Annotated in this window: 27 protein-coding genes; 20 read left to right on the forward strand and 7 right to left on the reverse strand. The window is 38.8% G+C overall.

Annotated features, from left to right (window positions below; translation table 11 throughout):
• The first annotated feature begins 115 nt into the window (after positions 1-115).
• Entirely contained in the window at positions 116-1,279 is a 1,164-nt protein-coding gene (locus tag V7149_RS16720; protein ID WP_335346743.1) for a M20 family metallopeptidase, read from the forward strand.
• 91 nt (positions 1,280-1,370) lie between these two features.
• Here V7149_RS16720 and V7149_RS16725 read toward each other — a convergent pair whose 3' ends face one another.
• Positions 1,371-2,291 (reverse strand): VanW family protein, encoded by a 921-nt coding sequence (locus V7149_RS16725; RefSeq protein WP_335346744.1) that lies wholly within the window; start codon positions 2,289-2,291, stop codon positions 1,371-1,373.
• A gap of 238 nt (positions 2,292-2,529) precedes the next feature.
• On the opposite strand from V7149_RS16725, the gene V7149_RS16730 reads away from it, so the two are divergent.
• From V7149_RS16730 to V7149_RS16750, 5 genes are all read left to right on the forward strand, one after another.
• Positions 2,530-2,874: a flagellar basal body rod protein gene (locus V7149_RS16730; protein WP_335346745.1), complete on the forward strand. Its 345-nt coding sequence runs from the start codon at positions 2,530-2,532 to the stop codon at positions 2,872-2,874.
• Positions 2,875-2,895: 21 nt separating this feature from the next.
• Positions 2,896-3,543, forward strand: coding sequence for a PspA/IM30 family protein (locus V7149_RS16735; protein WP_335346746.1), 648 nt, complete (start codon positions 2,896-2,898; stop codon positions 3,541-3,543).
• 123 nt (positions 3,544-3,666) lie between these two features.
• A complete protein-coding gene (gene liaF, locus V7149_RS16740) occupies positions 3,667-4,401 on the forward strand; it encodes a cell wall-active antibiotics response protein LiaF (protein WP_335346747.1) in 735 nt (244 codons plus the stop codon).
• On the forward strand, positions 4,398-5,444 hold the full coding sequence (locus V7149_RS16745; protein ID WP_335346748.1) for a sensor histidine kinase: 1,047 nt from the start codon (positions 4,398-4,400) through the stop codon (positions 5,442-5,444). Before liaF ends, V7149_RS16745 begins: the two co-directional genes overlap by 4 nt.
• Positions 5,437-6,069 carry a response regulator transcription factor gene (locus V7149_RS16750; RefSeq protein WP_335346749.1) on the forward strand — a complete coding sequence of 211 codons (633 nt, stop codon included), beginning with the start codon at positions 5,437-5,439 and terminating at the stop codon, positions 6,067-6,069. The genes V7149_RS16745 and V7149_RS16750 overlap by 8 nt, the downstream gene beginning before the upstream one ends.
• Before the next feature lie 102 nt (positions 6,070-6,171).
• On the opposite strand, the gene V7149_RS16755 is transcribed toward V7149_RS16750, so the two are convergent.
• On the reverse strand, positions 6,172-6,297 hold the full coding sequence (locus V7149_RS16755) for a hypothetical protein (RefSeq protein WP_335346750.1): 126 nt from the start codon (positions 6,295-6,297) through the stop codon (positions 6,172-6,174).
• Positions 6,298-6,299: 2 nt separating this feature from the next.
• Positions 6,300-6,497, reverse strand: coding sequence for a hypothetical protein (locus tag V7149_RS16760; RefSeq protein ID WP_335346751.1), 198 nt, complete (start codon positions 6,495-6,497; stop codon positions 6,300-6,302).
• Between the two features lie 182 nt (positions 6,498-6,679).
• Here V7149_RS16760 and V7149_RS16765 point away from each other — a divergent pair, with 182 nt between their 5' ends.
• Both V7149_RS16765 and V7149_RS16770 read left to right on the forward strand, forming a co-directional pair.
• Entirely contained in the window at positions 6,680-7,954 is a 1,275-nt protein-coding gene (locus V7149_RS16765; RefSeq protein ID WP_335346752.1) for an L-cysteine desulfidase family protein, read from the forward strand.
• 287 nt (positions 7,955-8,241) lie between these two features.
• On the forward strand, positions 8,242-9,564 hold the full coding sequence (locus tag V7149_RS16770) for a polysaccharide biosynthesis protein (RefSeq protein WP_335346753.1): 1,323 nt from the start codon (positions 8,242-8,244) through the stop codon (positions 9,562-9,564).
• Between the two features lie 56 nt (positions 9,565-9,620).
• On the opposite strand, the gene V7149_RS16775 is transcribed toward V7149_RS16770, so the two are convergent.
• Positions 9,621-10,130 (reverse strand): acyl-CoA thioesterase, encoded by a 510-nt coding sequence (locus V7149_RS16775; protein WP_335346754.1) that lies wholly within the window; start codon positions 10,128-10,130, stop codon positions 9,621-9,623.
• Between the two features lie 266 nt (positions 10,131-10,396).
• Between V7149_RS16775 and V7149_RS16780 the strand changes: the two genes are divergently transcribed.
• From V7149_RS16780 to V7149_RS16790, 3 genes are all read left to right on the forward strand, one after another.
• On the forward strand, positions 10,397-11,398 hold the full coding sequence (locus tag V7149_RS16780) for an alpha/beta hydrolase family protein (protein ID WP_335346755.1): 1,002 nt from the start codon (positions 10,397-10,399) through the stop codon (positions 11,396-11,398).
• A gap of 182 nt (positions 11,399-11,580) precedes the next feature.
• On the forward strand, positions 11,581-13,350 hold the full coding sequence (gene ggt, locus V7149_RS16785) for a gamma-glutamyltransferase (protein ID WP_335346769.1): 1,770 nt from the start codon (positions 11,581-11,583) through the stop codon (positions 13,348-13,350).
• Between the two features lie 150 nt (positions 13,351-13,500).
• The gene (locus V7149_RS16790; protein WP_335346756.1) at positions 13,501-13,827 is read left to right on the forward strand and encodes an SCP2 sterol-binding domain-containing protein; all 327 of its coding nucleotides are present in this window, start codon (positions 13,501-13,503) and stop codon (positions 13,825-13,827) included.
• Positions 13,828-13,995: 168 nt separating this feature from the next.
• Here V7149_RS16790 and V7149_RS16795 read toward each other — a convergent pair whose 3' ends face one another.
• Positions 13,996-14,493 carry a GNAT family N-acetyltransferase gene (locus V7149_RS16795; protein ID WP_335346757.1) on the reverse strand — a complete coding sequence of 166 codons (498 nt, stop codon included), beginning with the start codon at positions 14,491-14,493 and terminating at the stop codon, positions 13,996-13,998.
• Between the two features lie 130 nt (positions 14,494-14,623).
• Between V7149_RS16795 and cls the strand changes: the two genes are divergently transcribed.
• The 8 genes from cls to V7149_RS16835 all read left to right on the forward strand — a co-directional run bounded on the left by cls (position 14,624) and on the right by V7149_RS16835 (position 22,056).
• Positions 14,624-16,135 carry a cardiolipin synthase gene (cls, locus tag V7149_RS16800; protein ID WP_335346758.1) on the forward strand — a complete coding sequence of 504 codons (1,512 nt, stop codon included), beginning with the start codon at positions 14,624-14,626 and terminating at the stop codon, positions 16,133-16,135.
• Positions 16,136-16,250: 115 nt separating this feature from the next.
• Entirely contained in the window at positions 16,251-17,177 is a 927-nt protein-coding gene (locus tag V7149_RS16805) for an alpha/beta fold hydrolase (protein WP_335346759.1), read from the forward strand.
• A 48-nt stretch (positions 17,178-17,225) separates the two neighbouring features.
• A complete protein-coding gene (locus V7149_RS16810) occupies positions 17,226-18,617 on the forward strand; it encodes a TldD/PmbA family protein (RefSeq protein WP_335346760.1) in 1,392 nt (463 codons plus the stop codon).
• 2 nt (positions 18,618-18,619) lie between these two features.
• Positions 18,620-19,978 carry a TldD/PmbA family protein gene (locus V7149_RS16815; RefSeq protein WP_335346761.1) on the forward strand — a complete coding sequence of 453 codons (1,359 nt, stop codon included), beginning with the start codon at positions 18,620-18,622 and terminating at the stop codon, positions 19,976-19,978.
• A gap of 39 nt (positions 19,979-20,017) precedes the next feature.
• The gene (locus tag V7149_RS16820) at positions 20,018-20,557 is read left to right on the forward strand and encodes a GNAT family N-acetyltransferase (protein WP_335346762.1); all 540 of its coding nucleotides are present in this window, start codon (positions 20,018-20,020) and stop codon (positions 20,555-20,557) included.
• A 218-nt stretch (positions 20,558-20,775) separates the two neighbouring features.
• Positions 20,776-21,099 (forward strand): hypothetical protein, encoded by a 324-nt coding sequence (locus tag V7149_RS16825; protein WP_335346763.1) that lies wholly within the window; start codon positions 20,776-20,778, stop codon positions 21,097-21,099.
• Between the two features lie 187 nt (positions 21,100-21,286).
• Positions 21,287-21,619, forward strand: a complete 333-nt coding sequence (locus V7149_RS16830) for a hypothetical protein (protein WP_335346764.1) — start codon at positions 21,287-21,289, stop codon at positions 21,617-21,619.
• Positions 21,620-21,669: 50 nt separating this feature from the next.
• Positions 21,670-22,056: a hypothetical protein gene (locus V7149_RS16835; RefSeq protein ID WP_335346765.1), complete on the forward strand. Its 387-nt coding sequence runs from the start codon at positions 21,670-21,672 to the stop codon at positions 22,054-22,056.
• Between the two features lie 83 nt (positions 22,057-22,139).
• Here V7149_RS16835 and V7149_RS16840 read toward each other — a convergent pair whose 3' ends face one another.
• Together V7149_RS16840 and mscL are read right to left on the reverse strand one after the other, a co-directional pair.
• Positions 22,140-22,781, reverse strand: a complete 642-nt coding sequence (locus tag V7149_RS16840) for a Bax inhibitor-1/YccA family protein (RefSeq protein WP_335346766.1) — start codon at positions 22,779-22,781, stop codon at positions 22,140-22,142.
• A 68-nt stretch (positions 22,782-22,849) separates the two neighbouring features.
• Positions 22,850-23,218 (reverse strand): large-conductance mechanosensitive channel protein MscL, encoded by a 369-nt coding sequence (mscL, locus tag V7149_RS16845; protein WP_335346767.1) that lies wholly within the window; start codon positions 23,216-23,218, stop codon positions 22,850-22,852.
• Between the two features lie 277 nt (positions 23,219-23,495).
• On the opposite strand from mscL, the gene V7149_RS16850 reads away from it, so the two are divergent.
• A complete protein-coding gene (locus V7149_RS16850) occupies positions 23,496-24,647 on the forward strand; it encodes a hypothetical protein (protein ID WP_335346768.1) in 1,152 nt (383 codons plus the stop codon).
• The last annotated feature ends 222 nt before the right edge of the window (positions 24,648-24,869 follow it).

Here is a 24,869-nt window from a genome sequence, read left to right on the forward strand (position 1 = left end):
GAATAATTCTAAAATTAATATAAAAATATACTTATATTGTAAATCATCTAGAGATGGAAAAAGAAATGATAGGAAAAGATACAAAGCAAATATATACAAGTTGGAGTGATAATCTTTGTTAACTATATCAAAATCAGAAGTTCTAGAGTTACTTAGGGATCTAATAAGAATCCCATCAGTTAACCCTACTCTTGCATCGGAAGAGGGATACAATGAAGTACAAATAGCCGAATTTGCGGTAAATTGGCTCAAAAAACATAAGGTTGATGCAAGGCTAGAGTTTGTTGAACCTGGTCGACCTAATGTGTTTGCCGAAGTTGGAGACGGGGACGGTCCGACCCTTTGCTTATGTGCACACTTGGATACGGTTGGAACGAAAGGGATGGAAATTGCCCCATTTGATCCAAAAGTAGAGGGAAGCAGAGTTTATGGAAGAGGTAGCTGTGATATGAAGGCCGGTATAGCTGCCATAATGAGTACTGCAGCTTCATTAGCGGCCTCAGGTTCCATTAAGGGGAAAGTAATATTGGCCCTTGTTTGTGATGAGGAATACTCAAGTATCGGAGCGGATCACTTTGTGCTTCATCATAAAGCAGATGCTTGTATCCTAACTGAGCCAAGCGATTTGAAAATGGTCATTGCCCACAGGGGATTCTTGTGGGGAAAAGTAACTACATGGGGTCGTAGCGCTCATGGCAGCAGATGGGATCTGGGAGACAGTGCCATTTCAAGGATGGGCAAGGTCATCGTTGGACTAGATGATTTAGATAAAAATGTATTAAGGAACAGAAGGGAAGATCTCGTTGGCCCCGCATCCATGCATGTAAGTCAAATTAGTGGAGGTGTTGGGATTTCTACTTATGCACCAGAATGTCAAATTCATATTGAAAGGCGCACTCTACCTTCAGAAAACATATCTAATATAAAAACAGAGATTGAAAAAGTGGTACAGAATGTAGCTGAAGGTTCTCATATTGATTGGTATTTTCAACGGAATCCTTTTTCATGTAATTCCAGTGAATTGATTGTTCAAAAATTAACTGAATCCTACAGATTATTAGTAGGAAGGGAGCCTGAAAGTGTAGGATGGGGATTTTGGACAGATGCAGCTATATTCCAACAGGCGGGTATTCCCACTGTTAATATTGGTGCTTCTGGATTCGGGCTCCATGAACCAGTAGAATGGGTTGATTTTGATTCTGTCATAATGAATACAAATTTATTAATAGATACTGCAACAACGTTTCTCCGAGAAAAAAGAATGATGACAGAGGTTTAAAGAAAAGATTTCGGATATTCACTAGAAAAAAGGACCGGGCAGTTTTTGCCCGGTTTTTCTCATCCCCAATAAAACTCTCCTGTTACAATATTCAACTTTCTTCTCCGGTGCTTGGGATTTCTTCAGGCAGAGTTTTCGAAGCACCCGGAACGATTCGGGGCTCATATTCGATTTCATCAGATGAATAAATGTGGATCGCAATTTGTCCTCCGGCAGCTCGCGCCCGTATTAATAATGGTAAGCTATATTCGTTTTTAAAGCTGAAGTCTGGTCCATACCAGCTGACCGCAGCATCCCTTCCATTTGGTACATACGGAACGCTTTTGGAATGGGAATAGCGTTCGATGATTTTTAAGCCAGCCCGGTCAGCCGAGTTATAAAGGGTGGATGAGACTTGGCAGATTCCCCCGCCAATATCCTCAGCTAACTCTCCTCGAACAATAACAGGCGCACGCATATAGCCCCTATTCTTCGTTCGCTTTCCCACAACACGATTAAAGGAAAAAGTCTCACCAGGAAAAACAACTTGATTATTAATGGCTTCTGCCGCAAGAGCAATATTATGAGAGCGTGCTTTATTGCCTTGATTAAAAAAAGTCACATATCTTCCAATCCGCTTAACATGAATATGCAACAATAAATCCCGATCCACTCGTGGATGAATCGGAAGTATTGGCACTTCTATTTTAGAAGTATTCGTATTGTAAAAATATGTATAAAACAGATCTGTAAAGGCTCTTCGGTGTAATCTCCTGCCAATTTCTTCAGCTACTACATTTCCTGATTGGCTAATATAAGCATTTTTTGGTGCTTGATATGTTTGTTTATCTACCTCTACAAGAAGATCATTTAGTTTTTCTATATCGATTAAAGGAATATCTGGAAAAGGGGTTGTGTAATCTATTCGGTTAACCGTAAGGACTGATTCTCCCTCGCTTTCAATTGTTAAGCTATCAGGCGGTTGAGCAGGCTGGATAAATAGTAAAATTCCGCAGAGCCAAGCTAGGTTCATGTTATGGCACACCTCCTAATTCTAGTATGGTTTAGTGCTGAGAATTCATGTAAGGTTCCTTGTTATTATTTAAAGTCCTGCTAGGTAAAATTGGTCGTCTTTTACTGTTAGTTTTCAACGATCTACCTTTAGGCCGTTCATATGCTCGGTCTCTGGACCTAGTTGAAAATAAAGCTCAGGCTCGTTATGAGAAGAATGAAATAAAGGTAAGATGATATCAAGAAAGGAGGAAACGAAAATGAAAAAATTCGGTTTACTATTAGCAGGAGGAATTGCTGCATTTGTATTATTGTCAAATCTGGGACCATTGGTGGCGCTAGGAATCAGCATCGTTATTCTGTACTTCGTGTTTAAACAATTTCTGAAAACAGATTCAACATTAATGAAAATTGGCTGGGGGATCATCGGCTTTATTGCTCTGATGGCCACTGCCTCCAATATACCAGCAATCCTTGGTATTGCAGCTGCTTATGTCTTGTACGTTGTGTATAAAAAATGGAATGAGAAAAAGTCAGTCATTGTAGAAGACAACGACCCATTCACAAATTTTGAAAAGCAATGGTCAGAATTAAAGAAAGACTAATAATCTTAAGGAGAGAGACAAATGACAAATCTATTTACTCGTATAAAAAACACTGTTTTAGCAGATATCAATGAGGCACTAGATCAAAAGGAAAAGAAAAATCCGATTACGCTCTTAAATCAATATTTACGTGATAGTGAAAAGGAAACGGAAAAAGTCCGCAAGCTGCTAGAACGCCAATATGCATTGAAGGAAGAGTTCAGCAGGGAATATCGTCAAGCAGAGGACTTGGCAACAAAAAGAAAACGTCAGGCTGAAATTGCTTCACAGGCTGGAGAAAATGAACTTTACTTATTTGCTTCCGCGGAGCATGCACAGTATGAGGAACGTGCGGCACGCCTTAAGGATGCACTGAACCAATCAAACCAGCAGCTTGCTGAATTAGAAAGAAAATATGAAGAAATGAAGCATAAGCTGAAAGATATGCATATTCGCCGCATGGAGCTCATGGGCCGTGAAAATATGACGAGGGCTCAAGTGAAAATGAATCAGGTGCTGGATCAGGACATTTCATCTAATAAGTCAACTTCCCGTTTTCAAGAAATTGAGTCGTATTTAGATCGTTTAGAAAATCAAGTAAACAGCTCCTATTATCGCAGTACGATTGACGCACGCATTGCACAAATAGAAAAAGATATGAAAAAAGAAGAAACCCATTCTATTTCATAAGGGAAACATGGTATTCTAAAAAGGCGTGGAAATCTGCGCCTTTTTGGAAGTTTCATAGTGAACATTTTAGAACCATCCATCATCATTGCGCTAGTGCTTATTTAATTAGGAGGGAGGAGTCCCATGATAAATAGAGTTAAGAGTGAATATATAAGCTGGATATTATTGTTGGGGGCAGTTGTTCTCTTTTTGGAATTTACATTTTTTAATTCGGGATTGATTTTCTCCCTCCTTGTGGAAGTGGGCATGATTTATATCGGGAGGAAATGGATGCCACGTAAATCCGGAAAACTCCTGTTTTGGCTTGGAATTATCTTTTTGATTATTAGTATTTTTAGTATGATTACTTTTAAATTTTTTCTGTTGGCGATTTTAATCCATTTCTTAATCCAATTCGTTCAGGCTAAGAAAAATCCAGCACATATTAAGCCTGATTTGAAGGAACCAAGTTTGAATTTGGAGAATGAAACGCTCATTCGGCATAAGCCGCTTTTCGGCAATCAATTATTCGGACAGCAAAAGACTCCCGATCACGTCTATGAATGGAGCGATATTAATATTCAGACAGGAATCGGGGATACCGTTATTGATTTAAGCTACACTGTTCTCCCAAAAGGGGAAACGGTTATCTATATAAGAAACTTAATTGGGAACATTCAAGTCCTTGTTCCTTATGATATAGAAATAAGTGTAAATCACTCTGTATTAGCTGGTTCGGTTGAAATCTTTGGAGCTCAGGAACCAAAGGTTTTTAATCAGACATTGAAGGTTCAAACTTCAGGGTATGATCAAGCTGAACAACGTGTCAAAATTTTTACCTCGATCCCCGTAGGTGACTTAGAGGTGAAGCGCGTATGAGTATTGTTCAGCGTCAAGTCGTTATAGGAGTAGCTGTGTCCATTCTCATCTGCAGCTTCTTTATTCTTTCTTTTCTATTTCGTTTTCCGCTGATTGATTGGAAAGAGCTATGGGATACAAATGTTATGGATATTCCATATGTTATTTTTGTTCCGAGTGTCAGTATTTTTATTGGTATTTTGTTCGGCTTAATTTCAGGATTCAATTGGAAGAAGCAAATTCAAACAGTCGATAGCTGGCTCTATCATATTGAGGAAGGGCGGCAAATAGAAACGAAAGAAATGAATGCCCCTCCTGATTTGCACTCTATTGTAAACAGAGTAGGCAAAATTCAGAAGCAAATTGCCGAACAGGCGAAACTCTCACAAAAGCTGGCAACAGAAAAAGCGGAGGATATGGAGAGCCGCGTGCAGGAAGTGATCTCTCAGGAGCGAAATCGTTTGGCAAGGGAGCTTCATGATTCTGTCAGTCAGCAGTTATTCGCGGCTTCTATGCTAATGTCAGCTATCAATGAGGCAAAGCCTCAGACAAATGAAAGGGAAACGAAGCAATTAAAAATGGTGGAGGAAATGATTCACCAGTCACAACTCGAAATGAGGGCCCTTTTGCTTCATTTAAGACCTGCTGCTTTAAAAGGAAAGTCCCTTCAAGAAGGAATAAAGGAATTACTCATCGAATTATCACAAAAAGTAACGATGGATATTAAATGGAAAGTCGAGGACTTCCCTCTTGATAAAGGTATAGAGGATCATTTATTTCGCATTCTTCAAGAATCGGTTTCTAACACCCTCCGCCATTCGAAATCATCGAAGCTCGAAGTTTTGCTAATTCAAAGGGATGAGTTTGTTATTTTAAGAGTGGTAGATGATGGGATTGGTTTTGACGTTGAGGAAGCAAAAGCTGGTTCCTATGGTCTGCAGAATATGCATGAACGAGCGGTTGAGGTTGGAGGAACGCTCAAAATCATTAGTTTGAAAAATAGCGGTACACGACTTGAAGTGAAAATTCCTATTATGAAGCAAGAGGGTGAGGCCAATGATTAGAGTTTTATTTGTTGATGATCATGAAATGGTGAGAATTGGAGTTTCCTCATATTTGTCTGCACAGCCCGATATTGAAGTGGTTGGTGAGGCTGACAATGGAAGAACAGCCATTGATATGGCATTAGATTTACGTCCGGATATTATATTAATGGATTTGGTCATGAAGGAAATGGACGGAATTGAAGCAACAAGAAATATTATTGAACAATGGCCAGACGCGAAAATTATTATTGTGACAAGCTTCTTGGATGATGAGAAGGTTTATCCTGCTCTGGAAGCGGGGGCAACAAGCTATATGCTGAAAACTTCAAAAGCGAGCGAAATTGCTGAAGCAGTCAGATCCACTTATCAGGGGCAATCTGTCTTAGAACCGGAAGTAACGGGAAAAATGATGGTGAAAATGAGGCAGAGGAACCAACAGCTTCCTCATGAAGAATTGACCAGTAGAGAAATGGAAATTCTTTTGCTTATGACGGAAGGAAAGACCAATCAGGAAATCGCTGATGAACTGTTTATCGCCTTAAAAACAGTCAAAACTCACGTCAGCAACATTCTCAGCAAGCTCCACGTTCAGGACCGGACTCAGGCTGTAATCTATGCCTTTAAGCATTCACTTACAGAATAACTATGAAAAGACCAACTCAAAGTTTATTTTTCGAGAAGGTCTTTTTTTATTGTTGTGGCTTCGACTCCTGGAGTGCTAGGCATCTAAAAAGGACAGTTTTCATTATTGAGTTTGTTGGGTGGACAGTTTTGGCGGATTCATGGATTGTATGAAAAGTCCGTCACCTTCAAGCCATTCAGCTAGAAAAATATTTTTATAATCAGTTACGCCTTGAGAGGATAGCTGCATTTTTAACCAGTCCTCCTTAAAACCAATGTCTTCAAGTTCGCATCATACATAGCATTCCCAAGCATTTCGCTTAAAACAATCGAAGATATAAATGTAAAAGGAGAAATTTGTTTAATAATCTTTCTCCCGACAATTTTGGCGATGATAAACAAAAGAAAGGAACCAACAACTAGGTCAATGGTTAAATGTAACAGACTCAATACAATGTCCCTCATTAAAAGTGAATTTAGCTTATTCTTTTACTATTATTTTCCTAAAAATTAGTAGTTATGAGTGAAATTGTTACACAATTTCGTTTTCCATGTAATGTTAATAACGTGTGAAACATAAAAACAAATGTTATGTTAAAATTTAATTAAGATTTTAGACAGGTGGCGAAAAAATGGACAAACATAAAATATTAGCAATTTTAGAAAAGGAACTTGTTGTAGCACTAGGATGTACAGAACCAGTTGCTATTGCACTGGCTGCAGCAACAGCGAAAAGCTATGTTGAAGGAACGATCCAAGAAATTTGCGTAAAGGCAAGCGGGAATATTATCAAAAATGCAAAGTCTGTTGGAATACCTGGGATGTCTGGAAAAGGGCTGGACTTCTCAGCAGCACTCGGAGCGGTTGCAGGAAACCATGAGAAAAAATTGGAATTGTTAGAGGGATTAACAAATGTTGATGAGCTCTCAGCCTTACAGCTGATTAAAGAGGGGAAAGTGAAAGTAGGGCAGGCTGAATCACCAAAAAGACTTTATATTGAAGTAACGGTTCAAACAGAAAAACAAATTTCAAAAGTAGTGATTTCGGATAATCATAGCAATATTACGTTGATTGAAGTGGATGGCAAGCCTGAGTTCCTTGGCGGCTGCGAGAATATTGGCATTCAAACCGAAGAGGAGGAGTTAGAAAGTTTAACCATTGATGAAATTTATCATTGGGTACTCCAGGCTGATGTAAAGGATTTATCATTAGTAAAACGGAGTATAGAATTAAACCGGGTTATCGGGATGGAAGGTTTATCTGGAGATTACGGTTTAAATGTCGGAAAAACCATTAAAGAGAATGTGAAAAAAGGGTTCCTATCCGATGATTTAGCAACTGCCGCGATGTCACTTGCCGCTGCTGGCTCAGATGCGCGCATGGCAGGTTCGACACTTCCGGTTATGGCCAATACGGGCAGCGGGAACCAAGGGATTGCTGTTACTCTTCCTGTCGTGGCCGTAGCCGAAAAACTGCACGTGTCGGAGGATAAAATGATTCGGGCTGTTGCTTTAAGTCACCTGATCACGATCCATATTAAGTCAAAATTTGGCCGGCTGTCTGCCTTATGCGGTGTAACAGCTGCGGGAATGGGTGCAAGCTCCGCTATTGTTTACCTGCTGGATGGCAATCTACAGCAAATAAAAGCAGCGGTACAAAATACAATCGGAAATGTGTCTGGGATGATATGCGATGGGGCAAAGGCGGGGTGTGCAATGAAGGTATCTACCTGCTCAAATGTAGCTGTCCAATCAGCATTATTAGCACTCAATCACCAAGAAATTCAATCTACTGACGGCTTTATCCACGATGACGTTGAGAAAAGCATCGAAAGCTTTTGCAAGCTAGGAAATGAAGGTACCCGTCAAACAGATGAGCTTATTTTAAAATTGATGCTTGAGAAATAAGGATGGATGAGAGAAGAAGGCCGGAGATTTTGCAGGCCTTCTTCTTTTTGCATTCAATGTAAGTGTTTTTCCGTTCTTTAGTTAAAAACGCTAACATAGGTAACCTCAATGTAAGTTTTTCCCCGCATCTTCACTAAAAAACATTCCACTCAAAATCGATTCTCAAAAAAACAATTCACCTTTACAAACAACATAAATAATATTCCAAAGACTTGTCTCATATCTTATACAATACGATTCTGGCAATACAGCCAGTGATACTTGGCGGATGTATAAGGAGAGGCAAAATGAATAAATTTTTTAAAGGAACATTATTGTTAGCTGTTGCCGCATTTGCGGGAGAATGCATCGAATTTCTAGTGAATATGGTATTGGCACGTGAACTTGGGGAGAGAGGACTCGGCATGTATATGTCCATTCTTCCAACGATTTTCTTGATTGTCTTGCTGGCGAGCTTTGAACTTCCCATCTCCATTTCGAAGTTTATTGCCGAAAAAGACAAGAAATACCATTATAGCATGCTCAACCATGTCATTAAATTAACCGTTATCTTCACAGCTATTTTATTACCGTTGGCTATTATCATTATCCCGTTTATCTCTGTTTTTGATCAGTATCATCCTTATCTTAGATGGGCTGTCATTGCCTTTATCCCGATTGTTTCTTTCTCTTCCATTACAAGAGGTTTTTTTATGGGAAAGCAGCAAATGGGGAAAATTGCCACTTATAATTTTATGAGAAAGCTTATACAGCTGATATTACTCGTCTTCCTGTATCAAATATTTCAATTTGATACAGAAACGGCTGTTTTAATTGCCTTTTGTACTTTCATAGGGAGCGAGATTGTTGTTTTCTTTTACTTGCTTCATATGTTTATCCTGCAATTTCAGCACGTGAAAAGGGAGCCAATTGAAAGAATGAGCGGGGGGACAGTATGGAGAAGCTTGATGGCAGTTTCCATTCCGACAACCGCATTGAGAGTATTCCATGCCTTGACACATGCGGTAGAGCCCTTCCTCATTAAGGCAGCTTTACTACAAGCCGGAGTGAGCGGGATTGTAGCAACTGAGCATTTTGGTATGCTGGCTGGAATCGCGATGACGGTAGGCTTTTTTCCGGCATTTATTGCTCATTCCTTCCTCATAATGCTCATTCCAACCGTTTCTGAAGCTTATGCTGAAAAAAATACTGACAAGCTCCAAAGTCTTTTGCAACAAGTATGTATAATCACATTTCTTTACGGGATCCCAGCTGTTATTTTCTTCTACTTTTTCGCTGAACCGATTACACTAAACTTTTTCCATTCCTCTGATGCTGCTATTTATTTACAAATGCTATGGCCGTTTTTCCTGCTGCATTATTTCATCATCCCCATGCAGGCTTTCCTAATAGGCCTGGGACTTATGAAAGAGGCTTTTTACCATTTTGTTTGGTCAACGATTGTATCCTTTTCAGTGATGTACGTACTCGGTTCCATGCACAGCTTCCAGATGGATGGCATAATCATTGGGATGAATGCAGGGGCTGTTCTGTTATTTCTTATGCATTACCTGACCATTTGCAAGAAAATTGGTGTTAGTGTACTACTATCTCCAGTCAGATTTAGATGAAAAAGCAAGAGCAGCCTAGTTGTGGCTGCTCTAAAAAAATTGCCTAAATGGCTTCTTTACGGAAGGTCAATCTTGTATGACTTTACCCTCTCCACACTATCTTGTTTTCGCTTCTTTCGAATTTCTGCACGTTCTTTTGCTGATTCAAATAAGCTTTTTTCCTCATCTGATTCGGGCATGACTGCAGGAACAGGTGTAGGCTTTCCGTTTTTATCAACTGCCACCATGGTTAAGAAAGACATGGCACAAACATTGCTTTCCCCTGTTAATAAATCTTCCGCTATAACTTTTACAAATACTTCCATAGAGGATCTTCCTGTATATGTTACAAAGGCTTCTAAGCAAACCGCATCCCCTTGATGAATGGGGTGCAGGAAATCAACTGAATCCGTTGAGGCTGTTACGACATTTCTTCTTGCATGCCGCATACCTGAAATCGCGGCTGCATCGTCAATGTACGCCATTAATTTTCCACCAAATAACGTCCCGTAAGCATTTGTATCAGGCGGCAAAACGATACTAGTTTTGACTACATATGAATCTTTACATTTTTTTGACGCTTCCATATTGTCCTCCTATAAATCTGATCTGATATATACAAGATTAATCATAACAACAAAATTTTGATACTGTTTTAAGTTTATCTTTTTAAAATGTTAATACAATTTGTTTTATATATAAGTATGCACGTTTTTGCTGCTCATTATTTTGATTACTTTCACCATATTATCAATGTAAAGTTTGTTTGGTGGAAAAAATATTTGAGCGATTTTTTTCCTCAGACGTCTTAATAAAAGGTAAATACGAAATTAATAAAAAAGGGCGGATGAAAATGATGAGTAACGAGTTTGAAGTAATGATTAAAGGACAGTATCCGTTAGCAGCGACATTAACCATTCCCGAAGGAAATCTTGAAAAATACCCTTTAATTGTTATGGTATACGGAAGCGGCCCCATCGATCGCGATTCGAATGCTGAGGGAATGCCTATGAATATTTTTAAAGAATTAAGTGATGTAGCTTCATCTGAAGGGTTTGCAAGTATTCGTTATGATAAAAGAGGAGTTGGCGCGAGTAAAGGTGACTATTATGAAACAGGCGTGTACGATTTAATTGATGACGCACAGGCTGTGATGGAATTTGCTAAAGGTCATCCAAAAATTGACGCCGATAAAGTGATTTTACTCGGTCATAGTGAAGGGACTATAATCGCACCATTTGTGAATGAAAGGGTACCAGCAGACGGAATGATCCTGCTTGCCGGCACAGCTGAACCTTTGGCAGAAACGATGGCATGGCAGAGGCAGGAAATCATGAATGATATTCGATCTTTAAAAGGATTTCAAGGTTGGCTAACTAGATTACTAAAAGTAGATGAGAAAATTAATAAAATGAATGATGACTTAGTAAAAGTCCTTCAAGCCTCGGATGAACCGGTCATAAAGTATAAAGGAAAAAAAGTGAACGCTAAATGGAATCGTGAGACAGTACAATTTGATGTATCCAAACCGTTACAAAAGGTAACCTGTCCTGTCCTTGCCATTACCGGATCAAAGGATGTCAATGTGAAGGTAGGCGATTTAGAAAAAATTAAAGCACTCGTTCAAGGAGAATGCGAAACACATATTATTCAAGACATGACTCATATGCTCCGTAAAACCGATGTTGAATACAGTATGAGCAAGATTATGAATAATAATAAGAAATCCATTAAACAACCTGTAGACAACGAATTAAAAGATAAAGTGATTGATTGGTTAAGAAATTGGAAGAATAGAGAGGTAAAAACCTCCCATTTTGAAATGGTAGAAAAACAATATATTTCCAACTTTTAATTTAATAGGAAACATTGAAATTCACGTTATTTTTTTAACTAANNTAAGTCTTTCTTACTCCTTCATATAGGAATATATATTCAAAAATTTAATAGGATCATGTATTTCTTCATATTCCTGCCTTTTCTCCATAAAGTAGATATGAACAAGTCTTGGTGAGGGGGAGTATGATGGGGAGTATGATGGGGAGAATTTTGAAAACAGGTTTCGTCTTTTTATTCAGTGTTCTATTAATCATTGGAACACTGCCTTTTAATGTTCAGGCGAAGGCGAAAAAGGTCGACTATGGTACATATAGTCAGGTAGCGTCAGGAAAGGATGGAATGGTGACTACTGCTCATCCTCTAGCATCAGAAATTGGTGCAGAGATCCTAAAAAAAGGGGGAAATGCCATTGATGCTGCTGTGGCCATCCAATTTGCTTTAAATGTTGTTGAGCCCATGATGTCGGGTATTGGCGGCGGTGGTTTCATGATGGTGTACGATGGCAAAACGAAGGAAACAACGATTATTAATAGCAGGGAAAGAGCTCCACAAGGTGCAAAGCCTAATATGTTCCTAGATAAAAACGGCAACCCTATTCCCTTTGCTGAACGTTCCACGGGAGGCACAGCTGTTGGAGTTCCGGGTACTTTAAAGGGATTAGAAAAAGCATTGGAGATATGGGGAACTCGCCCATTGCCGCAGCTTATTAATCCTGCAATTATGCTAGCAGTTAAGGGCTTCCCAATTGATTCCGTTCTAGCTGATGCCATTCAGGATAATAAGGAAATGCTCGCAAAAACAGCTGCAAAAGGTGTATTCCTTCCAAATGGAAAACCATTGAGTGAAGGAGAAATCCTTGTTCAAAAGGATTTAGCCCAAACCTTTAAGCTAATTCGTTCAAAGGGCGCAGATGGTTATTATAAAGGTCCTGTTGCTCAGGCAATAGCTAAAACAGTACAAGATTTTGGCGGCTCTATGACATCAGAAGATTTAAATAAATACAAGGTAACCATCGACAAACCAATATGGGGAGACTATCAAGGGTATCAAATTGCGAGTATGCCTCCGCCAAGCTCAGGTGGAGTGTTCCTGCTGCAAATGTTAAAAATTTTGGATGGCTTTAAACTTTCCCAATATGATGTGAAGTCATGGCAGAAATACCACTTGCTTGCGGAAACGATGCATCTCGCTTATGCTGATCGAGCTGCATACGCTGGAGATCCTGAATTCGTAAATGTACCATTAAAGGGGCTCCTGCATCCGGAATATATTAAGGAGCGTCAGAAGCTTATTAACCTTAATCAGGTAAACCAAAATCCAGCGGCAGGAAACCCATGGAAATACGAGACAACTGCAGCAAATTATAAGCTGAAAAAGCAGCCAAATGATCGTAAATATGGAGAGACGACTCATTTCTCCGTAACAGATAAATGGGGGAATGTTGTCACCTATACTACGACCATTGAGCAGCTGTTTGGAACTGGGATTATGGTTCCGGGTTATGGGATTCTTTTAAATAATGAACTAACAGACTTTGATGCCATTCCTGGCGGTGCCAATGAAGTGCAGCCTAATAAGCGTCCATTAAGCAGCATGACTCCTACGATAGTATTTAAAGATGGAAAGCCAGTGCTAACAGTTGGTTCTCCAGGTGGTCCGACCATTATTACCTCTGTGCTTCAAACAATTCTTCATGCCATTGAGTATGATATGGAGCTAAAGGCAGCAGTGGAGGAGCCAAGAATTTACACAAATAACCTGAATTCATATCGTTATGAATCTGGGATTTCTGCGGATATCCTAAATCGCATAAATAGTATGGGACATAAATTTAGTTCTGAGCCTGTCACGATCGGAAATGTCCAAAGCATCTATATTGATCATAAAAATGGTACGTTCAAAGGTGTTGCTGATTCCAGCAGGAACGGCGCAGCGATTGGAATAAATGAAAAAGGAAAGAAAAAATAATATGAAATACGCAGCGCCTCCATTTGTGGGGCGTTGTTTGTTTGAGAGGCCTTTTTTGAAAAAAGTGAATGATTATTCATTTTGTAGAAGGAAATAAGCAAGTTAGATAGAATTATATTAAGAAAGGTTAACCATAAGAGGTGAAAAAGTTTGTCAGTTAAAACAGAGCTATTTCAACTAGCCGAAAAAATGAATGCAAATCCAATACATATTGAAAATGAGAAGGACCGGGTTTTTCAAGTTAATCTTGATGAAAGCGGAACAGTACAGATTATTTTAATGGGCGGGAAGGTAGAGATCGTTGATGGCGCCCCTCAGGAGCCTGAGGTGACACTGAGTATGAGCGATAAAAACTTTTCTAAGCTTTTAAAGGATGATTTAAACACGGCAGTTGCCTTTATGACGGGAGGCCTAAAGATCGAAGGAAGTCTTGGATTGGCTTTAAAACTGCAGGAAATCGTGAAGAAATATAAATGAGAAGATGGGCAGCTGCCATTATAAGGAACAAGTGGTCATCAGTCACAGCATCTGGTTCCCGTTCCAGTGAGAATTCACGAATAACGGAAACTAGAATCTCCATTTGATGCAAATCATTCATTGGATATGCACTTAAAGAACATCACCAAATTTTTTTATTAATAACTATCATAAATACAACACCATATGCTCCTCATCGAAATACACATTTCCGATTTTTAACGCTTTTTTATCCCTTCCAAATGTTTCGAAACCAAAAGAATGGTATAGTTTTTTTGCAGGTTCATTTGTCGCCTCAACCGTTAAATAAATTTGTTCGATCTGGTTTAATTCTTTCGCCTTTTCTATTGCCGCAGATATTAATTGTTTTCCAATGCCCATTTTACGCTTTTCAGGTGAAACGTACATAGCAAAAATATTTGCTCGATGCTTTAACTTCAATTTGGACTCTATAAACAATGTCACTGAACCGATTAAAGCATCGCCTTCAAATGCGCCGAAGGTAAAGGCATCACCTGATTGAAATCGTTCTCCATAATCATCAGAAGAGCGGTCTTTTTCTTCCTCATAGCTTGATGCAAATGCTGCTGGATGATTTTTTAATGCAATTAATCGTAAATCACGATAAGCAACAGCATCATCAGGATTTAAAAGTCTAATATTCATAACTTCACCTCGTGGACTCTAATTCTATTTAGTGTACATTAATCCCAAGTTTTTTTATATTTAATTTTGGGTATATAGGAAATAATAGGCATACAGTTTTTACTACTTATGAGTCATGGAGAACGATGAGATGAGAAAGCGCCGGTTGGAGTTTTTAATTGCTTTTGTTTTAATACTTTCCCTATATATGATCCTTTTCGGCCATTACGGCTTGGAAGTCAAAGCCGTGATTTCACTGTTATATTTTTCAGCGCTCGCGATTAGTATATTTTCCTTAATGCTAGAGAATCGATCTCCTCAGCATACCCTTTTATGGGTATACGTTTTAATTTTTTTCCCTGTTTTAGGATATCTATTTTATTTATTTTCCGGACAGCTTTATTTAAAAGGATATCTTTTTAAAAGTAAGCGAAAAAGGGATCGAGATGAATGGAAGAAGCTTTTGCAGCAGGAATCTTCCCCTGATTTTTCATTTTTACAGGACACTCAGCATTCTTTTTTAAAGTATGCAAGCAATGCTTCTCCTACTCCGATAAGTACAGCTTCACGAGCAATGATATTAAAAGATGGTAAAGAAACATTTTCCGAAATTAAGGAAAAATTGAGTGAAGCGGAAGTTTTTATTCATATGGAATACTATATATACCGATCCGACCGTCTTGGTAAGGAAATTATTCAAATCCTTATTGAAAAGGCGCGAAAAAACGTAGAGGTTTTGTTTATGGTCGATGCAGTCGGGAGCAGAAAAATGGATGCTGAAGATATACAGGCTATGCAGAAGGCCGGGATAAAAGTAAAGTCATTTTCCCCATTAAAGTACGGCTTTTTTAATCAAAAGATTAATTTTCGCAATCATCGTAAGATCATTGTGATCGATGGAAAGGTTGGCTTTGTAGGCGGTTTGAATGTTGGTGTAGAGTATCTTGGTGAGGATAAAACGATCGGATTTTGGCGTGATACTCATATGCTGCTTAAAGGGGAGGCTGTGTATTCCCTTCATACCGTCTTTTTACTTGATTGGGAATATGTCAGTGGGGAAAAGCTTCTTGGGAAATATACGTCATATAAATCAAAAATAGAAGAAGATGTCCTAGATGGTGCGGTACAAATTGTAGCGAGTGGTCCAGACACTCAGCAGGGGCTTATGAGTGATTTTTATTTTTCCATGATTTCCTCAGCTACTAAGTCGATCTGGATAGCGAGCCCCTATTTTGTACCTGATGAAGCCATTCGGACTGCATTAAGAGTTGCTGCTGGAAAAGGAATAGAGGTTCGAATCATGGTTCCGGAAATTAATGATGGTTTCCTAACCCAATATGCTAGCAGATCCTATTTCCCTGAGCTGCTTCGTTTTGGGGCAGAAATATATTCTTATAAGAAAGGATTTTTGCACCAGAAAATTATTATTATTGATGGCAATCTTGCTTCGCTTGGAACGGCTAATATGGACATGCGCAGTTTTCACTTGAATTTTGAAGTCAATGTATTCCTGTATGGCACAAGCTCCATCCGGGAACTCGTAGCCCATTACGAAGAAGATATGGAATATAGCGAAAAAATCAGTCCTGTTCAATATTTCAAAAGAGGTTTTGTTGAAAGATCGAAGGAGTCATTTGCAAGACTGTTTTCAGGGGTTTTATAAATTGGAGCTGCTTAGACAGCTTCTATTTTTTTGAAAAAAATTTAAAAATCCCACTTGAACCCCTCGTTACGTGATCTTTTACAATGAAGGTAACAACGATAAAGGGGATAGGAAAATGGAAGAGAGAGTATTTCGGTTAATAGATGGGCGCAAATTAGGTTATATCGAATACGGTAAAGCGGAAGGAATTCCAGTGATGGCTTTTCATGGAACTCCCGGGTCCAAAATATGGTTTAGAGATGATAGTGAGATAACAAAATCCGGGCTGAGACTCATCGCAACAGACAGACCTGGCTTTGGAACATCCGATCCGAAGAAAAATCGGAGCCTCCTTGACTGGGCATTTGATGTCGGGGAATTAGCGGATGAACTTGGTCTTGATCGTTTTTCAGTTTTAGGTGTGTCAGGTGGAGGAGCTTTTGCGGCCGCTTGTGCATACCAAATACCTGAACGATTAAATCATGTTTCCATGATTTCAAGTGTAGCTCCTTTTGACAATGGAAAACCGCCAAAAAGTATGGTGAAGGAGAATCGAATTGCGTTTATCTTAAGTAAACATGTACCTTGGCTAGTCAACTATTCTTATAAAATGCAAAAGAAGATGATGGGGCAGAAACCGGAAAAATTTATGATTTCAATGAAAAAAGGAAATAAACATTTAAACGAATGGGACCGCCAATTCATTCAAACGGATGATCAGATTAAGGATATGATGGCACACTTAATGGGGGCTCTTCAAGTAAGAACAGACGGGGCAGTTGATGAAGTCAAATTGCTGTCAAGGCCATGGGGATTTCAATTAAGTGATATACAAATCCCGGTTCATATTTGGCACGGGGAGGGTGACCGGATGGCTCCTTTTGATGAGATAAAGAAAGTGTCGCAAGCGATACCTGAAGCTGTTTCTCACTTTGTGCCTGAAGCGGGACATTTCTTGGCAGATGATGAAACGGTCTGGGAGGATATTGTCAAACAAATCAAAGCAGACCACGAAGATATCGAAACCCACAATAGTAGTAAAAATAGGAAAAAACTAATATAATATTATTGTTTGATGGTTTTGAATAGTCTGATCAAAAGGGGGAGTTTCATGCTTTCAACATCTGTCATTGAGGATGTCCTTGCCGCTGCGCTTGCAACCGGCGGTGATTTCTCTGAAGTGTTTGTCGAGGACCGATATACGAATAACCTGACCCTTCAGAGCGGCAAAATTGAAAATAGTTTGTCAGGCAGGGATTTTGGGATTGGAATCCGGGTTTTTAAAGGTTTACAAAGTGTCTATACGTATACAACCGATGCATCAAAGGAAGGATTGTTAAAAGCAGCTAGAAATGCAGCCCATGCTATTACTGGAAATGAGATTATCCAGCCACAGTCTCTTGTTAAAGAGATTATTAAGTGCGGACATCCAATTGAAATAAATCCGAAAGATACCGAAAAATTCCGCAAAGCGGATGTGATGAAAAAGGCTTATGAAATAGCAAAAAACTATCACTCTAGTATTCAGCAGGTATTAATTCGTTATATAGACGAAGAGCAAAATGTACTGATTGCAAATAGTGAAGGGAAATTGGTTGAGGATAAGAGAGTGAGGAGCAGATTGGCGATCCAATCCATTGCCTCTGACGGTAGCCAAATTCAGCCTGGCTTCTACGGTCCGGGTGCTCACAAGGGATTTGAGTTTTTTGAAAATCTAAATCTTGAGCATTATGCGAGGGAAGCCTCTCGGATCGCTGTGACAATGCTAGGTGCCGAACCATGTCCAAGTGGGAAGTTCCCGGTCATTATTGATAATGAATTTGGCGGGGTTATTTTTCATGAAGCTTGCGGACATGGACTTGAGGCTACATCTGTTGCGAAGAATAACTCTGTTTTTGCGAATCGGATAGGCGAAAAAGTTGCTTCAGATGTCGTTACATATATTGATGACGGCACACTAGAGAACGAGTGGGGATCGATAACAATCGATGATGAAGGTGAAAAAGTGCGAAAAAATGTCCTCATTGAAAATGGGATATTAAAAGGTTACTTGATTGATAAATTTAATAGCCGAAGAATGGGCATGCCATCAACGGGTTCTGGCAGAAGACAATCCTACCGCTTTGCTCCGACTTCCAGAATGACGAATACTTATATAGCGGAAGGCAAATCCACTCCAGAAGAGATTATCGCTAATACGGAGAATGGAATTTATGCTAAATATATGGGGGGCGGTTCCGTTAATCCAGCAACCGGGGACTATAATTTTGCGGTAATGGAAGCATATATGGTGAAAGATGGTAAGCTAGGCAAACCGCTAAAAGGGGCTACATTAATTGGAAACGGTGCGGAAACATTAAAGCTTGTCGACATGGTCGGCAATAATTTAGCTCATGGCGAGGGAATGTGCGGCTCTTTAAGCGGAAGCATCCCAGTGAATGTTGGCCAGCCAATGGTTCGGGTAAGTGAAATGACGGTTGGCGGCAGTAAGGAGGCTGAGTAAGGATGATGATCCAGGATTTTAAGCAAAAGCTTTTTTCACTCGGTGAGCAGCATGGTTTTTCTGATATGGAGCTTTATTATGAAAAAGAGGAGAAATTTAGTTGCAGTTTGTTTAAAGGCGAGCTGGATTCCTATGAAAGCTCTGAGATAGCTGGCTTCTCGTTTCGGGGTATAATTGATGGGAAAACAGGCAGCGCGTTCACCGAAAAGCTTGATGAGGAATCCTTATTATTTTTAGTAGAAAGCGCCAAGGAAAATGCCCTAATTTCTGAGGAAGAAACAAAGGAAGAGATGTTTGCTGGAAGTGACTCTTACTATGAAGGAAGTTTTTATTCAAATGAACTGGAGAAAGTAACTATTCCAGAAAAAGTAGAACTACTAAAGACAATCGAAAAGCATATCTATGCCTATGATGAAAGAGTAACAGGGACGAATTATTTTATGCTGGAAAGTGCAGATTCAGAGAGAACCATCATAAATAGCAAGGGTCTAGAACTGAAGGAAAGGCTTAACCATATTGGTCTGTTTATTTCTGTTGTTGTGAAGCAGGGGGATGAAATTAAAACAGGTTTATATATAAACGTGACAAGGGATTTCTCCTCTTTAGTTCCTGAAGAAATTTCCAAGTATGCTGTTGAAGAGGCTCTTTCACAGTTAAATGCGCAAACGGCAGTTAGTAAACGCTATCCGGTAATATTACGAAATACCGCAGCAGGAAGTCTCCTGCAAACCTTTTCGCCGATTTTTTCTGCCGAAAATGCACAAAAGGGCCAGTCTCTTTTAAAAGAAAAGGTTGGAGAGGTCATTGCTGTTCCTACATTACAAATTGTAGATAATCCATTTCTTGAAAATGGGTTATTCAGCAAAACCTTCGACAGTGAAGGAATGGCAACAGCTAAAAAGGATATTGTCAAAGATGGAAGACTTGTTACACTTCTTCACAATCGGAAAACAGCAGAGAAAGCAAATGTCGAGTCAACGGGGAATGCCTATAAATCTTCCTATAAAGGATCTTTAGCTATTTCCCCAACGAATTTCTATATTACCCCTGGCCATAAAAGTTTAGATGAGCTAACTTCATCGTTAAAGGAAGGCATCATCATAACGGATTTGGAAGGGCTGCATTCTGGTGCAGACTCGGTTTCAGGTGATTTTTCTTTAGCTGCCAAAGGGTATTATGTAAAGGATGGCGAAATTCAGTTTGCTGTCAAACAGATGACAATCGCCGGGAATTTCTATGAGCTATTAAACAGTATTGAGCAAATTGGATCTGATCTTGACTTTTCATTCTCTTTTGTCGCTCCAGGTTATATCGGTTCGCCATCCCTGTTAATAAAGGAACTGGCTGTAACAGTAGAATAATAGTCGTTAAGAAACTCTTAAATAAAGGTGTGTACGAGTATGGAGCTTTTAGACGGAAAACGAATCATTTTACGCTCTTTAACACTGGAAGATGCGGAAAAGATTGAAGAGTATGCAAGTGATTACGAGATAGCGAAAACGACTTTATATATACCGCATCCGTATCCGAAGGGCTCTGCAAGGGATTTTATTGCCAAGGTTCTAGAGGCAGAACAAAAGGGGGAAGCGGTCACTTTTGCCATTATCAGCAAGAAGGATCATGGTTTTATAGGCCTCATTAGTATTGGTCAAGTAATGGAGCATCGCCGCGGAGAGCTTGGCTATTGGGTTGGCAAGCCATTTTGGGGGAAAGGGTATGGAACGGAAGCAGCGAGACTGGTCATTAAATACGGTTTTGAAATATTAAACCTGAATCGTATTTATGCAGCTGCATTTAAAAGCAATCCTGGTTCGTGGAGAATTATGGAAAAATGCGGAATGAAGCACGAGGGAGTTTTCCGGAATCATGTTGTTAAAGACGGAAAGGCCATTGATTTAACTTATTATAGTATTTTAAAAGAGGAGTACATGAATTACTAATCACAAGTTTTTGGAAATTAAATAAAATCATGGATTTACTCAAAAATTTATCATTATTAAACTTAAAAAAAATTTTTAATAATTATCTCTCATAGGTTTTTCCTGTGGGAGATATTTTTATGAATAAATGGGTAAAAAACCTTGGTGATTAGTCTATTCATGATAGTTGTACACGAATATATTGTTTATTAAGTACACCGAAGGGAGATGAAGGTAGAATGACTAGATCTTTTGATGATAATGGAAACCAAGATTTTTTTAGGAGTTCAAACAGAGGGAATCGTCGAAACACAAATGTTGATGTGGATGTAGACTTTGACACAGATATTGATAATAGGTTAAGAAATAGGTCAAATTCTGAAGCTGAAGCAGATGTTCGTAACACTGATAAAAATACGAATATTGCTCGAAGCTTAATCACAAATTCAGGAAATTCGAGAGTTGACATTACACTGAATAGCAGAAGCAACGCTCGTGTTCGGTCAGAACAAGAACAGGAAAATGATCAAGACCAAGATATTAATGTAGATATAGATGATTAATGTATAAATAATTCTAACTCCACTCAATAGTTTATTAACAGTATAAATTGCTTTTTTAGCAGTGAAAATTATTATTTTACTGCTAAAAATCTTTTTGTCTGTACTCAGATAGTTAGGCGTGTATGAAAGGGGTATTTTTACACGCCTACCATAAAAATTTAATAAGATCAGAAAGGTGGGAGTTAATATGAGGAGAAGGAGACGGAAATCCCATTTTGACAATGATAACTTTGTGAGCGCGGGAGGAAACCGCAGAAACAATACAAACACAGATGTAGATCTAGATGTGGATTCTGATTTCGAAACCGAATTACGTAATAGATCAGAGTCTGAAGCAGATGCTAATGTTAAAAATACGGATAAAAACACAAATGTGGCTCGAAGTACAATCCATAATTCTGGTAACTCTAGAGTCGACATTAGATTAAACAGCAAAAGTAATGCACGTGTAAGATCAGATCAGGAGCAGGATAACGACCAAAATCAAAATACTGATATAGATGCTGATTTTGATTTCTAATATAAAAGGTGGGATTATTAAGTCCCGCCTTTATTAGGATAGGTGATGGTATGAGTTCAAGAAGGCCAGCAAATAAATATATTTCCCGTTTCATGAATTCAAACGAAGAAAATGACATAGAGATAAATAACATTGAAGAAAATAGGAATAGTGCTGAAGCACGATCAAAAGAACAAAATACAATTAAAATAAACAACGAGAGTAAAAATTCGATTGGACAAAGTGGAAACTCAGATGTGGATTTGCAGGTAGATGTTCATGTTGATACGACTGCTATAGGGTTTGCAATACTTTGTTCATTACTAGCAACCAAACAAATGAGCAATTTAGAATTTGAGCAAGCGGTAAGAAGGCTGGAAGAAATCACTAAGAAAAAGGATATTATTTTCACGGATTCAAACAATCTTTCAAATGTTAAAATTTTTAAAAAACGATAAAATAGAGTGGATCATAACTTCCACTCTATTTTTCTATGTGTTTATATTGATTAATTTAGTACAAACACAGCCAGTATAAGAATTTAGTCTCTGCTTCCAAGAATACCGAAAATACGCAGTATATTAATGAATAAGTTAATAAAATCAAGATATAAGTTAAGAGCCATTAATGGAACTTCCTCTGCCGTTACACCGTATCTTTTCATACGATTAAAGTCAAAAAGAACATATCCGCTAAATACAAGCACACCAATGAATGAGAAAGCAAGCATTCCTGTTGAGCTAAGCGGCCAAAAAATATTAAAGATCGAAATGGCGATCAATGCAAACAAAGCAGCCATCAGCATACCGCCCAGGAAGGTCAGATCACGCTTTGTTGTTGAAGCATAAATCGCTAAGCCTGTAAAAACGGTAGTTGTTGTCGCTAATGCAAGCAAAACCGGGTTCGGGCCGATTGTTGCAAGATAGTGAGAAATAATCGGGTAGGTTGTCATTCCCGAAATAAATGTAAAGGCGAATAGGAACGAATAAGACATAGCCTTTTTTCGGCGTATTATAAATGCAAAAAGGAGCATTCCTATTTCAAGAATAATGAGCGGCAAAAACATAGCCGGTGGTACAAAAACTCCCGCCATTGTGCCAATAAAGGCAATTCCTAATGAAATCGCAAATGTTCTTAAGACAGCAGGAAGATGACTATGGTTTGCTGTTTGTTGCATATACATGATGCTTCACCCCATAAATTTTTTCTTAATAATTATACGTTTGTCCTTTATAAGGGTTTCAAAAAAAATTATTTTTCTTTTAATAAATCCCTAATTTCCGTTAGAAGAACTTCCTTCTTATCGACTGCCGGCTTCGATTCCTCCTGCTTTTTAAATCGTTTGTTGATGATTCTGACGAAAATAAAAATCGAAAACGCAATAATAAGGAAATCTAAAATAGTCTGAGTAAAAGCCCCAACCCTTACTTCAGCCGTTCCAACTGTAATAACAAGCTGCTTTGTCAAATCAACCCCACCCACAAGCAGCCCTACTAGCGGCATAATAATATCTTCCACGAGGGAGGAAACAATTTTTCCGAAAGCAGCCCCGATTATGACCCCGACTGCAAGATCTAACACATTCCCTTTTAATGCGAATTTCTTAAATTCATTCAGCATAGCTTGAAAAACACCTTTCTCTTACAAAATTAACGTTAATTATACTATGCTCGTTAGGCAAATCACCAGTTATGAAAGCATTATTTTTATCCTAAGACAGAGGATAGGTGGGGTTAGCCGATGAGGGGAGTTTTTCGAAAAATGGGTATATTGGGAGATTTGTAGAATGGCGAGCGATTTGTTACACTTTTAACATACAAAAAGAGTTTGTCATTTTTGTAATGAAAAAATAACACTTGTTTATACAAATTTTGCTTTTATTTACAGGGAGATTTTAATGAAAAATTATCTATATATACTTTCTTTCTTGATGTTATCAGGACTATTAGCAGCATGCTCGAATGAAACAAATGCTATAAATACTACAGGGAATACACAAATTAAATCTTCAGCTGTACAAACATCTGTTGATAAGATGAAGACAAAGGACATAGCTTGGTTAAAGGAAAAAGCGCTTTACCAGTTTGAAGCGACAGAAGGGTCAAACGATTATTCGGTGTTTCTTTATGCTGAGGATGAGCACAATGTAATAAAAGAGGAGAACGGTTCAGGCGGGAAAAATCAACTATTCACCGGAATGTATTTCTTTTATCTGGCAGACAAAGATTCATCAGTAGCATATAAACAGATAGCCCTAGGCAATGGGGCCCCTTTCAAATTTAATCCATCTTTAAACCAGGCCTATTCTATAAAGTTAGGGAAAACTGCGGTCTTTATTGCACTTCATCCAAGTGAACAACGTACTTTTAATCCATATTTATATGCCGTAAAAGATGGAGAGATTGTGAAGGTTGCTCCTGAAGAAGGACTTGATGAAATTACGGGAACGGAAATAAAGACGATTAATCAAAAATATTTGCAAACTGCTCATTTACAGGAAAATAACGTTTGGAAGTTTGTGACATGGGAGTTTAATGAAGAAACATTGGAAATTAGCAAAAAAGATGAATCTGCATTTGATGAAAAGTCAAAGAATTTAAGCGAGCAATGGTATAAACGATGGAGTGAGAAGAGAGAGTTATACTATCCCTTCCATAACATAGAGCTTAGCCATGATATGGTTGAAAAGGCGAAGCAAGGAATCCCTTTAGGAAGTCCGTATCCAATCGGAACGAATATTGCTAACATCAAGAAATCCGAGCCTAATTTTATGGAGGAAGGGATTATGGAAGGTACACCCTATTTGATGTACCCGGAAATTACCTATTTTTATGATAGTGCAACTGGTTCGGTAACAGCCGTCTCCATTCCCGGCGAGCGTGTGAAAACAACTTTAGAAGAGATTAAGAAATTACTTGGAGATCCGGAGCAAGAGGGGATCAATGCGGATAAGGAGATTCGCGCAGTCTACAATGCAGATAAATATGTTGTAGAGGTTTTGTCTGATGAGAATGGTATGGTGAAAAATATCTATTTATCAAAAAAATAAACATAGCAAAGGCTGCCGACAAAGTCGACAGCCTTTCACCTGCTATTGTCTAGTTTCAGCGCCTAGCCCCGACGTACAGGACGTACTAGTGTCGACAATGCGACAGGACAAGGAAAACTTCGTCAGCGACACATCGCACGACCAAAAGTGAAGCTTTTGGGAGGACGTCGCGTTTTTGTCGACCTCGAGGTCACAAGCCAATCCTGAAAGGTAGAGCTCACC

This window comes from Bacillus sp. JJ1503 (genome assembly GCF_036965125.1).
Lineage (GTDB): Bacteria > Bacillota > Bacilli > Bacillales > Cytobacillaceae > Cytobacillus.

Bases quoted from the DNA above. Each gene is read 5' to 3' on its own strand.
- V7149_RS16725 (WP_335346744.1), bottom strand. From the start codon at position 2,291: ATGAACCTAGCTTGGCTCTGCGGAATTTTACTATTTATCCAGCCTGCT.
- V7149_RS16730 (WP_335346745.1), top strand. From the start codon at position 2,530: ATGAAAAAATTCGGTTTACTATTAGCAGGAGGAATTGCTGCATTTGTA.
- V7149_RS16735 (WP_335346746.1), top strand. From the start codon at position 2,896: ATGACAAATCTATTTACTCGTATAAAAAACACTGTTTTAGCAGATATC.
- liaF (WP_335346747.1), top strand. From the start codon at position 3,667: ATGATAAATAGAGTTAAGAGTGAATATATAAGCTGGATATTATTGTTG.
- V7149_RS16745 (WP_335346748.1), top strand. From the start codon at position 4,398: ATGAGTATTGTTCAGCGTCAAGTCGTTATAGGAGTAGCTGTGTCCATT.
- V7149_RS16750 (WP_335346749.1), top strand. From the start codon at position 5,437: ATGATTAGAGTTTTATTTGTTGATGATCATGAAATGGTGAGAATTGGA.
- V7149_RS16755 (WP_335346750.1), bottom strand. From the start codon at position 6,297: ATGCAGCTATCCTCTCAAGGCGTAACTGATTATAAAAATATTTTTCTA.
- V7149_RS16765 (WP_335346752.1), top strand. From the start codon at position 6,680: ATGGACAAACATAAAATATTAGCAATTTTAGAAAAGGAACTTGTTGTA.
- V7149_RS16770 (WP_335346753.1), top strand. From the start codon at position 8,242: ATGAATAAATTTTTTAAAGGAACATTATTGTTAGCTGTTGCCGCATTT.
- V7149_RS16775 (WP_335346754.1), bottom strand. From the start codon at position 10,130: ATGGAAGCGTCAAAAAAATGTAAAGATTCATATGTAGTCAAAACTAGT.
- V7149_RS16780 (WP_335346755.1), top strand. From the start codon at position 10,397: ATGATGAGTAACGAGTTTGAAGTAATGATTAAAGGACAGTATCCGTTA.
- ggt (WP_335346769.1), top strand. From the start codon at position 11,581: ATGGGGAGAATTTTGAAAACAGGTTTCGTCTTTTTATTCAGTGTTCTA.
- V7149_RS16795 (WP_335346757.1), bottom strand. From the start codon at position 14,493: ATGAATATTAGACTTTTAAATCCTGATGATGCTGTTGCTTATCGTGAT.
- cls (WP_335346758.1), top strand. From the start codon at position 14,624: ATGAGAAAGCGCCGGTTGGAGTTTTTAATTGCTTTTGTTTTAATACTT.
- V7149_RS16805 (WP_335346759.1), top strand. From the start codon at position 16,251: ATGGAAGAGAGAGTATTTCGGTTAATAGATGGGCGCAAATTAGGTTAT.
- V7149_RS16810 (WP_335346760.1), top strand. From the start codon at position 17,226: ATGCTTTCAACATCTGTCATTGAGGATGTCCTTGCCGCTGCGCTTGCA.
- V7149_RS16815 (WP_335346761.1), top strand. From the start codon at position 18,620: ATGATGATCCAGGATTTTAAGCAAAAGCTTTTTTCACTCGGTGAGCAG.
- V7149_RS16820 (WP_335346762.1), top strand. From the start codon at position 20,018: ATGGAGCTTTTAGACGGAAAACGAATCATTTTACGCTCTTTAACACTG.
- V7149_RS16825 (WP_335346763.1), top strand. From the start codon at position 20,776: ATGACTAGATCTTTTGATGATAATGGAAACCAAGATTTTTTTAGGAGT.
- V7149_RS16830 (WP_335346764.1), top strand. From the start codon at position 21,287: ATGAGGAGAAGGAGACGGAAATCCCATTTTGACAATGATAACTTTGTG.
- V7149_RS16835 (WP_335346765.1), top strand. From the start codon at position 21,670: ATGAGTTCAAGAAGGCCAGCAAATAAATATATTTCCCGTTTCATGAAT.
- V7149_RS16840 (WP_335346766.1), bottom strand. From the start codon at position 22,781: ATGTATATGCAACAAACAGCAAACCATAGTCATCTTCCTGCTGTCTTA.
- mscL (WP_335346767.1), bottom strand. From the start codon at position 23,218: ATGCTGAATGAATTTAAGAAATTCGCATTAAAAGGGAATGTGTTAGAT.
- V7149_RS16850 (WP_335346768.1), top strand. From the start codon at position 23,496: ATGAAAAATTATCTATATATACTTTCTTTCTTGATGTTATCAGGACTA.